General features: G+C 34.0%; 13 protein-coding genes and 1 tRNA gene. 6 read left to right on the forward strand and 8 right to left on the reverse strand.

Annotated elements, in window-relative coordinates:
• Positions 1-89 precede the first annotated feature (89 nt).
• Positions 90-1,037, reverse strand: coding sequence for a calcium/sodium antiporter (locus D9R05_RS06520; RefSeq protein ID WP_121666408.1), 948 nt, complete (start codon positions 1,035-1,037; stop codon positions 90-92).
• An 87-nt stretch (positions 1,038-1,124) separates the two neighbouring features.
• Here D9R05_RS06520 and D9R05_RS06525 point away from each other — a divergent pair, with 87 nt between their 5' ends.
• Together D9R05_RS06525 and D9R05_RS06530 are read left to right on the forward strand one after the other, a co-directional pair.
• Entirely contained in the window at positions 1,125-2,024 is a 900-nt protein-coding gene (locus tag D9R05_RS06525) for a hypothetical protein (protein WP_121666409.1), read from the forward strand.
• Positions 2,025-2,114: 90 nt separating this feature from the next.
• Complete coding sequence (locus D9R05_RS06530) at positions 2,115-2,297, forward strand: SsrA-binding protein (protein ID WP_205589274.1); 183 nt, start codon at positions 2,115-2,117, stop codon at positions 2,295-2,297.
• Here D9R05_RS06530 and D9R05_RS06535 read toward each other — a convergent pair.
• Positions 2,294-2,806: an adenine phosphoribosyltransferase gene (locus D9R05_RS06535; protein WP_121666411.1), complete on the reverse strand. Its 513-nt coding sequence runs from the start codon at positions 2,804-2,806 to the stop codon at positions 2,294-2,296. The two genes, D9R05_RS06530 and D9R05_RS06535, sit on opposite strands and share 4 nt — an antisense overlap.
• Positions 2,807-2,919: 113 nt before the next feature.
• Between D9R05_RS06535 and D9R05_RS06540 the strand changes: the two genes are divergently transcribed.
• Positions 2,920-2,993: transfer RNA gene (locus D9R05_RS06540), tRNA-Arg, on the forward strand.
• 124 nt (positions 2,994-3,117) lie between these two features.
• Here D9R05_RS06540 and D9R05_RS06545 read toward each other — a convergent pair.
• The 4 genes from D9R05_RS06545 to D9R05_RS06560 all read right to left on the reverse strand — a co-directional run bounded on the left by D9R05_RS06545 (position 3,118) and on the right by D9R05_RS06560 (position 7,213).
• Positions 3,118-4,323, reverse strand: a complete 1,206-nt coding sequence (locus tag D9R05_RS06545) for a hypothetical protein (RefSeq protein ID WP_121666412.1) — start codon at positions 4,321-4,323, stop codon at positions 3,118-3,120.
• Between the two features lie 153 nt (positions 4,324-4,476).
• A complete protein-coding gene (gene yaaA / locus D9R05_RS06550) occupies positions 4,477-5,241 on the reverse strand; it encodes a peroxide stress protein YaaA (RefSeq protein WP_121666413.1) in 765 nt (254 codons plus the stop codon).
• A 360-nt stretch (positions 5,242-5,601) separates the two neighbouring features.
• Positions 5,602-6,642: an RluA family pseudouridine synthase gene (locus D9R05_RS06555; protein ID WP_121666414.1), complete on the reverse strand. Its 1,041-nt coding sequence runs from the start codon at positions 6,640-6,642 to the stop codon at positions 5,602-5,604.
• A gap of 1 nt (position 6,643) precedes the next feature.
• Positions 6,644-7,213, reverse strand: coding sequence for a PASTA domain-containing protein (locus D9R05_RS06560; protein WP_121666415.1), 570 nt, complete (start codon positions 7,211-7,213; stop codon positions 6,644-6,646).
• A gap of 103 nt (positions 7,214-7,316) precedes the next feature.
• On the opposite strand from D9R05_RS06560, the gene D9R05_RS06565 reads away from it, so the two are divergent.
• From D9R05_RS06565 to D9R05_RS06575, 3 genes are all read left to right on the forward strand, one after another.
• Complete coding sequence (locus D9R05_RS06565) at positions 7,317-8,297, forward strand: D-alanine--D-alanine ligase (RefSeq protein WP_121666416.1); 981 nt, start codon at positions 7,317-7,319, stop codon at positions 8,295-8,297.
• 44 nt (positions 8,298-8,341) lie between these two features.
• Complete coding sequence (gene coaD / locus D9R05_RS06570; RefSeq protein ID WP_121666417.1) at positions 8,342-8,800, forward strand: pantetheine-phosphate adenylyltransferase; 459 nt, start codon at positions 8,342-8,344, stop codon at positions 8,798-8,800.
• Between the two features lie 241 nt (positions 8,801-9,041).
• Positions 9,042-9,557 carry a DUF2459 domain-containing protein gene (locus D9R05_RS06575; protein ID WP_162984914.1) on the forward strand — a complete coding sequence of 172 codons (516 nt, stop codon included), beginning with the start codon at positions 9,042-9,044 and terminating at the stop codon, positions 9,555-9,557.
• A 136-nt stretch (positions 9,558-9,693) separates the two neighbouring features.
• On the opposite strand, the gene D9R05_RS06580 is transcribed toward D9R05_RS06575, so the two are convergent.
• Entirely contained in the window at positions 9,694-11,802 is a 2,109-nt protein-coding gene (locus D9R05_RS06580) for a TonB-dependent receptor family protein (RefSeq protein ID WP_121666419.1), read from the reverse strand.
• A complete protein-coding gene (locus D9R05_RS06585) occupies positions 11,792-13,087 on the reverse strand; it encodes a PQQ-dependent sugar dehydrogenase (RefSeq protein WP_121666420.1) in 1,296 nt (431 codons plus the stop codon). Before D9R05_RS06585 ends, D9R05_RS06580 begins: the two co-directional genes overlap by 11 nt.
• Positions 13,088-13,157: the final 70 nt, after the last annotated feature.

The raw sequence follows: 13,157 nt of genomic DNA on the forward strand, positions 1-13,157 counted from the left end.
ACAAAAGTAGTAATTTTTAAAACACCCCCTTTATTTAAATCAAATTTTCTGTAAAATTTACATTTTATTAAGATTAACCCCTAAAATTTTTAAGAAATAAAAGTTAAACCAATAAATAACGAATATGCCACAAATAAAACTAAGCCTTTGTATCGGCTAAATTCAAATCGTTTTGGCAATAAAACTAAAGGTAACAATACAAGTGCAAAACCTAACATCCAAAAAATATCATTACTTAACACTTCTTCTGACTGAATATTTATAGGAAGAATAACAGAAGTAATTCCTAAAACTGAGGCAATATTAAAAATATTTGAACCTATCAAGTTTCCTAAAGAAATTGCTTTTTCTTTTTTAACAGCAGCTATTACAGAAGCTGCTAATTCTGGCACGCTGGTTCCTATGGCAATCATAGTTACCGAAATAACACGCTCACTCACCCCCATAATTGTAGCTAAATCTACCGCTCCTTCTACCAACCACTCTGAACCGTAATAAAGCGCTACACCTCCAATAAGTAGCCAAACAATTATTTTAAACCAAGAAGTGGTTTGTAATTTTTCATCTACCTCTTCGGCAACTACTTCATCTTTTTTACGAGCTCGCTGAATTAAAATCACTAAATAAACGATCATAATTCCTATTAATATTAAACCTTCTATTCGAGAAATACTACCTCCTGTATAAAGAAACACATAGAGTAAAAAGGAGAAAAACAACATGACAGGCCAATTCAGTTTAAAAAAGTCTCTATCTACTGAAATGGATGAGATCATAGCGGTAATACCTAAAACCAAACCAATATTAGCTACGTTAGAGCCAATAACATTTCCTAAACTGATATCTGAAAAACCATCTAGCGCAGCTTGCAAACTAACCAAGAGTTCTGGCAAAGAAGTTGCAAAAGAAACCACGGTCAAACCAATGACCATAGTAGAGATGTTTAGTTTAAATGATAAAGCCACTGAAGATCGGACTAAAAACTCTCCACCAACAACCAACAAGGTTAAGCCTAAAATTATAAAAACTCCTGCCATCTATTTTTTTTCGCGAAGATAACATAATTTAATGGCAACAAAATTTTTTGTATTTTAAGCAAAAGAAGATTTAAAAAATAGTTTAAGATGAAAAAAAATTGCTTCAATAAATTTTTACTAGTGCTTATTCTTTGTGTATTTTTTTGCGGTTTTACAACTTCGAAGAAATATACATTTAAAAATAATTTAAAAAAAGTAGAGGTAACGTCTCGTATCTACACTATAAACTCAACAACTACAAATGAAGATTTAGTGTTAATAGAAGAAAATCTGCAGCGTAACCTACAAGGAACTTCAGTAGAATTCTCGGAAATTAAACGTAATAAAGAGAAAGAGCTTACACATTTAAGCATTAGCACTAAATTTAAAGACGAAAATACATTCAGAAAGAATATTACTCTACAAAAAACAAGTGCGTTCCCTATAAAATTATCAGCTAATAATACTGATTTACTCATTCAGCATAAAGATAAAAGTATAACCGCTATTTCTAAAAACGGAGTTACTTATAATGAAGAAAAAAGTAATTCCGAAAAATTAGGTGAAAATCCATTATACATTTTTAATGGAAAAAAATTGAATTCAAAAAATAATGAACTTTTATTTGAAGCTAAAGATGGCTATTTAAAAATTACTACATACAATCCAGAAGAAGCCATTGCACGATACGGGAACGAGGCTAAAGAAGGTGCTATACGTATTGAAGAAGTAAAATCAACTAAATTTACCTCACAAAAAACTTTAGTTAACTCAAAACATATTAACGCCATACAATATCCTGATTTAAATAACGATGTAAAAAACAGTATTAATGGTAAAACAAAACCCTTATTTTTCATTAATGGTAAAAAGGCTACAGGAAAAGAAATAAATCAGCTTGAAGAAAATAATATTGAAAAAGTAGTTATCTTAAAAGACAAAAACGCTACAAAAAAATATGGTGAGAAGGGTAAAAATGGTGTCGTAGAAATCACCTTGAAAAAATAAATATGACACCGTAAAACCTTATAATTTTCTTAAATAGAAGATCCTTAACAAATTAACTATTAAGGATTTTGTATTTTTAAAATAAAAATCATGGGACTAAAAACACATTTTTTTAACGGTTTGGCGAAACTCAACAAATTAGTTTTACCTAATTACACCAAGAAAGGCTTAGAATTAGAAAAAGCAACTAAATTGCAGTTAGCGATAATTGGTTGGAAAGCTTGGGTAACAAAACATGCTGGAAAATCAAATCAAAAATTACTTGAAAGTTAATAAGTGATTATAGAGTTAACATCATTTCCACCCAGTTTATTTCTACCTTCAAGAAAAGATAATTCTATTAAAAAATTACATTGAATAATTTTACCTCCTAATTTCTCTATCAAATTACATGCAGCTTGAGCTGTACCTCCGGTAGCTAAAACATCATCGTGAATTAAAATTCTTTCCCCGTTATTTATAGCATCTGTATGAATCTCTAATTCATCGGTACCATATTCTAAATCATAAGATGCTTTAGTTGTTGAAAAAGGCAACTTCCCTTTTTTTCTGATAGGCACAAAACCTACGTTTAATTCTTTAGCCAATAATACACCAAAGAAAAAACCCCGAGATTCAACAGCAGCTACTTTATCAATTTTCTGCTTGTCAAGTTTTTTAATAAATTCAATTAAACAATAATTTACCGCTTCAGGAGATAATAACAAAGGCGTAATATCTTTATAAGAAATTCCTTGCTTAGGAAAATCAGGAACAATTCGTATATAATCTTGAATATTCATTATATATTTTTATGTAAATATAACTAGTTTTAAAAACTAAAAAATAATCATCACGTTTTTTAAAAAAATCTTTTGCAGAACTATAAAAAAGCAATATATTTGCACCCGCAAAAGGCCTCGTGGCGCAACTGAATAGCGCACCTGATTACGGCTCAGGAGGTTGCAGGTTTGAATCCTGCCGAGGTCACAAAACAAAAACGCAATTATCTTACTTATAGATAGTTGCGTTTTTTTATTGTTTTAATAATTAAGGTAATAAAAAAAAGCACTAAAATAATTCAGTGCTTTTTTTTTTAAAACCGTTTAAAATATTAGTTATTTTGTTGCGTTACAGTTGCCATATTTCCATTTCCATTCTGCATTACCGTACTATGCTGATTTTGATTTTTTTGGTTAACGCTAGAAATGTTATTATCTCCTAACTGCTGCACTAGCGAGTAATGATTATGTCCTGTTTGGCGTACATTATTTTCATTATCACTCCCTTCTTGATATACTGTAGATTCGCTATCTTGAACAATCTGATAAACTTTACTGTAGTTATTATCTCCTATCTGGTCAACATCGGAATTCATTCGTTTTCCTTGCTGCTCATCGTAAGCAAAGTTATTATGTCCCTCTTGGTAAATATTAGAATTTAAACTTTTTCCACGTTGTTCAATTAAGGCACTATTATAAGTGCTCCCGGTCTGCTCAATATAAGCAATTGAACTTCCTGTTCCTCCTGTACTTCCACCATTATCTCTATCTTGATCGATAGTTGCCGTGTTTAGATCACTAGTTTGTAAAATTTGTGCTTGGTTTCTTCCATTTTCAGGATTATCATTGTTTTGATAAATATTAGCCGTGTTATTATTTGCTAATTGATCAATATCTGAATTATTCAACGAACTAGATTGTACGACAGTTGCAGTGTTTCCATTTCCATTTTGTAAAACATCAGAAGTATTTCTATCTGCTTGAACACCATTCACTGTTAGCTGTGAAGTTGTAGTTGTATTTCCGTCTCCATTTTGTTCAACAATACTCAAGTTATTTGGTTCAACATCTGCCCCAACAGCTTGGTCAGAACCCTCCTGTGTAATTGTAGCCGTATTACTATCTCCTAATTGATCTATATCTGCTTTATTCTCTCCTCCAGATTGGTCTATTGTAGATGTATTTGTATTTCCATCTTGGTAAACATCAGCAATTTGATCATCATTATGCTGTGTAATTGTAGATGTATTATTATTTTGCAATTGGGTTACTACAGCTTCGTTATTTCTGTTTTCCCCACTATCACCATCAAACTGATTTACAGTTGATTTATTTGATGCTCCGTTTTGCGTTACATCTGCTATGTTAGAGAACCCAACTGTATTATTATCCCCCTGAGTTACATTAGACTCATTACTACCGGTTTGATCTACTGTAGCAACGTTATCGTTACCTACTTGACCTACATTACTATCATTCTGAGCAAAAGTAAATGCCCCAATCATTAGCGCTGCTGCGCTTAAAACTACTTTTTTCATGCTATAAGATTTAAATATTTCTACAGAAATTAATTCTAGTACAAATATGATCTCTAGTCTTTTTTTTAGAAAAAAGAATATAAAATATTTGATGTAAGGTGTTTTTTTACGGATAAACGGTTATACAGAAGATTATTCTAAAATACTATTTACTTAACCCCGAATAAACACCGGCTCATTTTCCTTCTCGGTATATTTTTCACTGAATTGGTAGCCATCATAATCAAACCCTTTAAGATCGTTTAAGCTTTGGGCATCGGTATCAATAATATACCTTGCCATAGAACCGCGTGCTTTTTTTGCGTAAAAACTGATGATTTTCAACTTCCCATTTTTAAAATCTTTAAAAACCGGTGAAATAACCTCAGCTTTCAATTTATCTAATTGTACTGCTTTACTGTATTCATTACTCGCTAGGTTGATGAACAGTTCGTCTTTTGTTAATTCTTTATGGAGTGCTTTGGTAATTTTATCTTGCCAAAATTCATATAAATCATTTTTTCGGCCTAGTCCTAATTTTGTTCCCATTTCTAAGCGATAAGGCTGAATAAGGTCTAAGGGACGTAAAACACCATACATTCCCGATAAAATACGCAAAGTGTCTTGTAACAAGTCTATCTTATCAGCCGGAATAGAATACGCATCGAGTCCGGTATACACATCGCCGGCAAATAAATAAGCGGCAGGACGTGAATTGGATTGGGTATGTTCTTCCTGAAAATCTTGGTAACGTGTATAATTTAGATCAGCCAATTTATCGCTTATGCTCATTAAATCGGCAATTTCTTTTTTACTGAAGCGAGAAAGTTTACGGTTAATTTTAGCTGCATCTTCCACAAATTGAGGCTGCGTTCCGCGTTGTGTTGGTAAAGTACTTTCTTGATCTAACGATTTTGCCGGTGAAACTACAATTTTCATCTACTGGAATTTTAAGTTTACCGTAAAAATAGAATTTATTGAAGAGATTTTTTAGCTTTTTAATTGTTGTTTTTGCAATATGGCTTTATCTGAAAATATCCTAATATATAAATTTCCGTCACCCTGAACTTGATTCAGGGTCTCACTGATTTAACCATGAGATGCTGAAATCTAAGATTTAACGGAGTTAATCAAGCTCAGCATAACAGTATTTAAAAAATACAATTTATTGTACTAAAAAATCGAGAAAGTTTATTAGCAATAGGGATAGCAGCGGCATCCTTTTTTTTCTTTCATAAATGGCAAAAAAAGATATAGCGGATAGCCCGACCTGAAAACGCTAGTTTGATAGGATTGCCCTTATAATACTTCTTTTTGATTTTTGGCATAGTTTCGCCACTTCTCGATACAAAGTTGTATATCTTCCGGAATATCAGAATTAAAACGTAACCACTCCCCTGTTTTGGGATGCTCAAAACCTAGAGTTTTGGCGTGTAAGGCTTGGCGTGGTAATACTTTAAAACAATTATCGACAAACTGTTTGTATTTTGTAAAGGATGTTCCTTTTAGGATTTTATCGCCGCCGTAACGTTCGTCGTTAAAAAGGGTGTGGCCAATATGCTTCATATGCACACGGATTTGGTGCGTTCTACCGGTTTCTAACTTACAAGAAACCATAGTGACATAGCCAAAACGCTCCAAGACTTTATAATGCGTTACCGCCGGTTTTCCTTGATCGGCTTCCTCGCCCTGATAAACGGTATTTTGCAAACGGTTTTTAGGGTGACGCCCAATATTTCCTTCTATTTTTCCTTCCTCTTCATCAACATTTCCCCAGACCAAAGCTACATATTCACGTTCACTGGTTTTATTGAAAAACTGTTTAGAAAGATGCGCCATCGCGTCTTCAGTTTTGGCAACTACTAACAAGCCGCTGGTTTCCTTATCGATTCTATGAACCAATCCGGGTCGGTCGCTACTGTTATTCGGTAGGTTTTCAAAATGATATACCAAGGCATTGATCAGCGTTCCCGAATAATTCCCATGACCGGGATGCACCACCATTCCTGCAGGTTTATTGACTACCAAAAGTGTATCATCTTCATAAACAATACTTAGCGGAATATCTTCCGGGGTTAATAAAAACTCGTATGGGGGATGCTCAAACAGTACTTTTACCTCATCGCCTGCTTTTACCTTGTAGTTTTGCTTTACCGTATCGCCATTTACATAAACGTTTCCATTTTTAGCGGCTTGCTGAATTTTATTACGGGTCGCATTTTCCACAAAATTCATCAAAAACTTATCTACGCGTAAAGGCTCCTGTCCTTGCGAGGCTACAAAACGATAATGTTCGTAAAGCTCATCACTCCCTTCATTAAAATCTTCTTCTTTCTGCATCTTATTCTTCACTATTATAATTTCTAGAACCGTCGCCTAAAATTAGATTGATGACTGTTGTTTTCATTAATTCATCTCCTTCTTGTAGCGTTTTCCCGTTGGCACGCATTTCTAAAACTACATCTTTACCAATATCCGGTTTATAGGTAATATCGCCTATTTTGAAGCCTAAGGAACTTAAGGTAGGGATTACCTGACGTTTGGTACGGCCTATTAATCTTGGGATTTCTATTTTTGCATAACCCGAAGGATTTAAGGTTAAGTATATTTTACGATTTTCCTTTACTTGCTTACCGGCCGCAGGAACTTGCTCGATCACCGAATATCGTGGGAAATCAGGATTATAATTTGCCGAGTCCAGAATTTCTCTTCTCAAATCCATTTCAGTTAATTTTTTATCAACCACATCTAAACTTAATCGCGATAAATCGGGTACCTTAATGCGTTGCTCATGATTAGTGGTATAATCTAACCATTGCATACTGGCAAAACCTAAAATAACCACCAGCAAGCCCGCAATGATTAATTGGATAAGAAATTTTTTACTAAAAATAAATTTGAAAAAGCTCATTATTCTTGAAGATTATTGGGCAAAGATATAAAAACACCCGTATTTTTGTTTGAAATTATACAAGTGAAATTTAAAAAACGTCAATTCACTTAATTTATTTAGTATGAAGAAAAAAATTGCCATCGCTATGGGCGGCTATTCTAACGAATATAAAATTTCTTTGAATAGCGGAAATCTGGTTTATAAGCATATCAACACAAAGGTTTATGAAGCCTATCGCGCCCATATCTTAGAAGAAGGTTGGTTTGTAGTGACCGATGATGAACAAAAATACCCGATTGATAAAGCTGATTTTTCTGTTACGATTAACAATGAAAAAATCAATTTTGATTGTGTTTTTAATATTATTCACGGAACACCGGGCGAAGATGGTATTTTTCAAGGCTATTTAGAAATGCTGAATATCCCACAAACGGCTTGCGATTATTACCACGCAGCGCTAACGTTTAACAAAAGAGATTGTATTAGTATTTTAAAAGCTAACGGAATACAAACCGCTAAAAATTATTTTCTAAATAAAGGCGATGAAATTTTGGAAGATGAAATTATTGATCGCGTTGGTTTACCTTGTTTTGTAAAAGCGAATAAAGCTGGAAGTAGTTTTGGCGTTTCTAAAGTAAAACGAAAAGAAGATTTAATTGAAGCGATTCACTTTTCCTTCCAAGAAGATGAAGAAGTTATTATTGAATCATTTCTGGATGGAACTGAAGTTTCCGTGGGTGTGATTGAATATAACAATGAAGTGGTTGCGCTTCCCGTTACCGAAATTATATCTGAAAATGATTTTTTTGATTACGAGGCTAAATATTTAGGGCAATCGCAAGAAATAACACCGGCAAATATTTCTGAAAAAGATACCCATAGCGTTCAAGAACAAGCAAAGCGCATTTTTAAAATTTTAAAGTTAAAAGGACTTACAAGAGCCGAATTTATTTTTCATAACAATGAACCGCATTTTGTGGAAATTAATACGTGTCCCGGTTTAAGCGAAGCGAGTATTCTACCGCAACAAGCCAAAGCTGCCGGAATCACGTTAAAAGATTTATTCAGCAATGTTATTGAAGCCGCGTTGAAGAATCGCTAAGTCTTCAGTTTTACTTATCTTCACTTTTGAAAAATTAATCGATTATGAAAAGAGCTGTTTTTCCGGGATCGTTTGATCCGATAACCTTGGGACATTATGATATTATAGAACGCGGATTAAAATTATTTGATGAAATTATCCTTGCCATTGGCGTAAATGCCGATAAAAAATATATGTTTTCGCTAGAACAGCGGAAAGAATTTTTAGAAGCCACCTTTGCCCACCAACCCAAAATTAAAATTAAAACCTATCAAGGCTTGACAGTCGATTTTTGTAAAAAAGAGAAAGCCGAATTTATTTTGCGTGGTTTACGTAATCCGGCAGATTTTGAATTTGAAAAAGCCATTGCCCATACCAATCGAAAATTAGAGCAAATTGAAACGATTTTCTTATTGACTTCTAGCGGAAAAAGTTACATCTCCTCTTCTATTGTTCGTGATGTTATACGCAATAATGGCGATTACACCATGCTAGTTCCTGATGCGGTTAGGGTAAAGAAGTAGGTTTTAGAGTTTAGAGTTTAGAGTTTAGAGTTTAGAGTTTAGGGTTTAGGGTTTAGGGTTTAGGGTTTAGGGTTTAGGGTTTAGAAAGTTAACTTATTATTTTTAAGTGAAAAGAATTTTTAAAATAATACTGAAGATACTTGTCGTACTTATTTGCCTTCCAATTTTATATGGCCTTATAAGTTTACTTCTTAGTTATATCAGTATTAATACTACTCCTTCAACTAATAGTACTAACCTAGTGTATCTACATACAAATGGGGTTCATTTAGATATCATTATTCCCAAAAAAAATGCTTCAGAAAAATTATTACAAGATTTAGCCCTAGACGAAACCGATGCCTTTTTATCGTTTGGTTGGGGCGATAAAAACTTCTATTTAAATACACCGGAATGGAGTGATTTAACGTTTAACAATGCAACAAAAGCGCTTTTCTTAAAAAGTGCTACCTGGATTCATTTGACAAAATATCAGCATAAAAGAAGTGATTGGACACCAGTTTATTTGAATAATGCCCAATTAAAAAAGCTTAATACTTACATTTTGAATAGCTTTTATCTAGATAAAAACCAGCAGAAAGTTTTATTACAAGGAAAAGGATATACCGACATAGATGATTTTTATGAAGCAACCGGAAGCTATCATTGCTTTTTTACTTGCAATACTTGGGTAAATCAAGCTTTTATTGAAAGTGATTTAAAAGCGTGTCTATGGACTCCTTTTGATTTTGCCCTAATAGACAAGTACACGGATTGAAAATTAATTTCAATATGTCATGCTGAACTTGTTTAACTTCGTTGAATCTTCAATTTCAGCATCGCATCTGCATAATTCCCGATAATCACTATGAGACCCTAAATCAAGTTTAGGGTGACGTTATTATTTAAGAAGATCAAAACAAACACTTCACTCCTACACCCCCATAATAATTTCTTGGATTTCCAGGGTAATAATAACGTGGTTCGCTGTTGCCAAAGCCAATGGCATTCGGTAAAATGCTTACTGCGTACTGTTCATTAAACACATTATTTATTCCGGCTTGAAAGTTAATCCTTAAAAAATCGATTGCTTTTAATTCATAAGCGGCTTTTAAATTGACTAATTGATAAGCATCACTGTATTTTGAATTCGCGTCGTTCAACGGTATTTCGGAAACAAATAAGGCATTGCTATAGAATGAAAATCCGTTTTTCGTTTGCACATCTAATCCAAGATTTATTTTTCTATCGGGAACGCCGGTAAGTTCATTTCCACTATAATTATTCCCTTGATCGGTAAATTCATCAAATGAATATTCATTAAAACTCGCAGAAAAGTAAGGTTTCAACCGAATAAAATCAGAGAGTTCTACATTATAATTCAGCAAAATTTCTAATCCGTTATGATCGGTTTTTCCGGCGTTAATTCCAACATAGCGATCTTCAGCAACACGCCGCGCGACCAACAAATCGGATACTTGAATCGTGTACACGGAAATTTCTGTATATAAATTTTTAAACCAGGTTCCTTTAAAACCGATTTCATAATTCCAGCCGGTTTCGGGATTTAATTGGGTATTAATTCTTCCTTCGGGGGTTAAGGTTTCATCTACCGTGGGAATTGAAAACCCTTTGCTAATGCTAGCATACATATTTTTAGTGGAAGAAATTTTATAAAGAGCGGCAATTCGTGGTGACCATTCGGTATTGAATTGATAATCGCCCGATTGATCGATTTCATCTTCTACAAACAAATCAGTTATTTCATAATCCGTTTGATTGACATTAAGCCCTCCTTCTATTTTCCAACGTTTAGAAAGTGATAAATTTAACTGACCAAAAAAGTTATAGTAATTTCTATCTTGATCGGCGTTGGCGATTATATTTCCGCGAACGCTTCCTTCACCCGGAAAATCTTCATATAAATTTTCAAAATTACTTCCGCTGTAATTTTCACTTAAAACCTCTGCACCAAAACTCGTTTGTAGCGGAAGCTTAAAAAATTCAGTAGTAAAATTAAAACGCGTTCGTACCCCCAAATTATAACTTTCTTCTTTTAAAATATCAAAAGGTCGCGGCTCATACGCATCTTTATAATTGGTAAAAATACTGGTTGAATTTTTGAAGTCTTCAGAAAATTTATAGGAATACGATAAACCTACTAAAACTTTATCATAGGATTCAAATCCTTTTGCTTGTTTCCACGTAAACGCAGCTTGACTCGGGTTTTCATTAAAATCTGTTTTACTAATCGAACTCGGAATAAAAGCCTTCAAACGCGTAAAATTTCCAATAAAAGATAAGGTAGATTTCGCAGAAGCATATAAATTTCCATTTAAGGTTAACGATTTCCGATCGTACGCTGAATTTTCTCGATAACCTTCTTGCTCTAGATGTGTATAATTTGCGAAAATATTTCCTGAAGTTGAACTAAAACCGGTATTCACCGAATTTTTTAATAATTGATAACTTCCGAAGGTGGAAGAAACTTCAGCAAAATTTTCATTATACCGGGGTTTTTTAGCATATAGGTTTAGTACACCACCCAAACCTGAACCGTAAATACTGGAATTTGGTCCTTTTATAGTTTCAATATGATCGATACTTTCTGGCGCAATATCGTTAATAACCGTTTGTCCGTCGCCAGAACTTATTGGGATTTCATTAAAATATGCTTTTACGCGATTGGTACCATATTGTGCTCGCGCACCAATTCCGCGAATGGAAATTCTGTTGGTATTTAACGCGCCTTCTTGGGTAAAAATACCGGGTTTTCTATTAAAAGATTCGGTTAATAAAGTAGCTGAATTACGCGTTAATTCTTCAGCATCCAAATAATTTACCGCCGCCGGGATCGATTGCATTTCATCTTCAATAGAAGTCGATTGAATCAATACTTTCTCTAAGGAAGTGCTATCTTTTTTTGTAGGATTTTGTTGTGCTTTCGCAGAAATTACCCCGAAAAAGCACAACAACACCCCTATTTCTATTTTTATCAACTGAAAAATAGACTTATTTGTCATTTGGTGTTACTCTCCAAATAATTCCGCCGTCATCATCATTTACTAAAAGTGAACCATCTAAAGCTTGTGCCACGCCAACCGGGCGACCGTGGACTAAGGATTCTTCTTCATTCTGAATAAAACCGGTTAAAAAATCTTCAGGTTGTTGTGGCTTCCCATTTTCAAAAGGGATAAAAACTATTTTATACCCGCTTAAAATTGAGCGATTCCAAGAACCGTGTTGCCCTACAAAAGCACCGTTTTTATATTTTTCAGGAAATTTATCGCCGGTATAAAATTGGAATCCAAGTGAAGCAGTGTGTGAACCTAAAGGAACATCAGGAATAATTGCTTTTTGAACCATTTCTGGATGTGGGTCGTCTTTCCAACGTGGATCTTTAATTTGCCCGTAATACGAATACGGCCAACCATACCAACCGCCTTCTTTAACGCTCGTGGCATAATCGGGAACCAAATTATCGCCTAATTTATCGCGCTCATTTACGGCAGTCCATAATTCACCGGTTATGGGATTCCAGTCCATTCCGACAGGATTTCTTAACCCGGAAGCATAAATTTTTTCGCCGGTTCCATCAGGATTAATTTCTAAAATCCCGGCTCTTCTTTTTTCTTTTTCCATACCGTGTTCTCCCACATTGCTAGAAGAACCCACTGTAATGTATATTTTAGTTTGCTCTTTATTACTTATTAAATTTCTGGTCCAATGATGATTATAACCTCCTGCCGGTAGCGCTAAAATTTTCTCGGGTTCTCCTTCAATTTTTGTTTGTCCTTTCTTATAAGGATACCGAACCAAACCATCAACATTAGCAACATAGAAATAATTGTTAAGAATTAACATTCCGTAAGGCTGATTTAAATCTTCTAGAAATAGAAAACGCTCTTCTACTTTACCGTCGTTATTATTATCACGTAATAATGTTATTTGATTGGCACTACTGCTAGCATCGTTACTTTCGACAACAAAATAATCGCCATTTTCAGCTACATAAGTTCTCCGTGGATGTTTTAAATTATCAGCAAAACGTTCAACGGTAAAACCTGCCGGAGCTATAGGTTTTTCATCTGCTTTCCAATTAACGATCTCACTTCTTTTTCTAACAGATTTTGTGCTAAATGGTGCCGGAAGCGTTAATTTACCCACAGCGGTTTCTACGGTAGTTGAAGTACTATCTTGTTGAATTTCTTCTTTTTCCTGTTCGGTTACTTTTCGGTTATTTTTACAACTCCCAACCAACAAAACAAGGCTGAAAAATAAGCCGAAATAAAGATAATTTCTTTTCATAAAAATTCATTTTTCACTAAAGTAAGCGATTAATAAGAGGAAGATTATTTAAATTTTCTAAATTAATAGT

It is taken from the genome of Mesonia aquimarina, assembly GCF_003667275.1.
In the GTDB taxonomy this organism is placed as follows: Bacteria; Bacteroidota; Bacteroidia; order Flavobacteriales; family Flavobacteriaceae; genus Mesonia; species Mesonia aquimarina.

Bases quoted from the DNA above. Each gene is read 5' to 3' on its own strand.
- D9R05_RS06580 (WP_121666419.1), bottom strand. From the start codon at position 11,802: ATGACAAATAAGTCTATTTTTCAGTTGATAAAAATAGAAATAGGGGTG.
- D9R05_RS06520 (WP_121666408.1), bottom strand. From the start codon at position 1,037: ATGGCAGGAGTTTTTATAATTTTAGGCTTAACCTTGTTGGTTGTTGGT.
- D9R05_RS06565 (WP_121666416.1), top strand. From the start codon at position 7,317: ATGAAGAAAAAAATTGCCATCGCTATGGGCGGCTATTCTAACGAATAT.
- D9R05_RS06525 (WP_121666409.1), top strand. From the start codon at position 1,125: ATGAAAAAAAATTGCTTCAATAAATTTTTACTAGTGCTTATTCTTTGT.
- yaaA (WP_121666413.1), bottom strand. From the start codon at position 5,241: ATGAAAATTGTAGTTTCACCGGCAAAATCGTTAGATCAAGAAAGTACT.
- D9R05_RS06530 (WP_205589274.1), top strand. From the start codon at position 2,115: ATGGGACTAAAAACACATTTTTTTAACGGTTTGGCGAAACTCAACAAA.
- D9R05_RS06585 (WP_121666420.1), bottom strand. From the start codon at position 13,087: ATGAAAAGAAATTATCTTTATTTCGGCTTATTTTTCAGCCTTGTTTTG.
- D9R05_RS06535 (WP_121666411.1), bottom strand. From the start codon at position 2,806: ATGAATATTCAAGATTATATACGAATTGTTCCTGATTTTCCTAAGCAA.
- D9R05_RS06545 (WP_121666412.1), bottom strand. From the start codon at position 4,323: ATGAAAAAAGTAGTTTTAAGCGCAGCAGCGCTAATGATTGGGGCATTT.
- D9R05_RS06555 (WP_121666414.1), bottom strand. From the start codon at position 6,642: ATGCAGAAAGAAGAAGATTTTAATGAAGGGAGTGATGAGCTTTACGAA.
- coaD (WP_121666417.1), top strand. From the start codon at position 8,342: ATGAAAAGAGCTGTTTTTCCGGGATCGTTTGATCCGATAACCTTGGGA.
- D9R05_RS06560 (WP_121666415.1), bottom strand. From the start codon at position 7,213: ATGAGCTTTTTCAAATTTATTTTTAGTAAAAAATTTCTTATCCAATTA.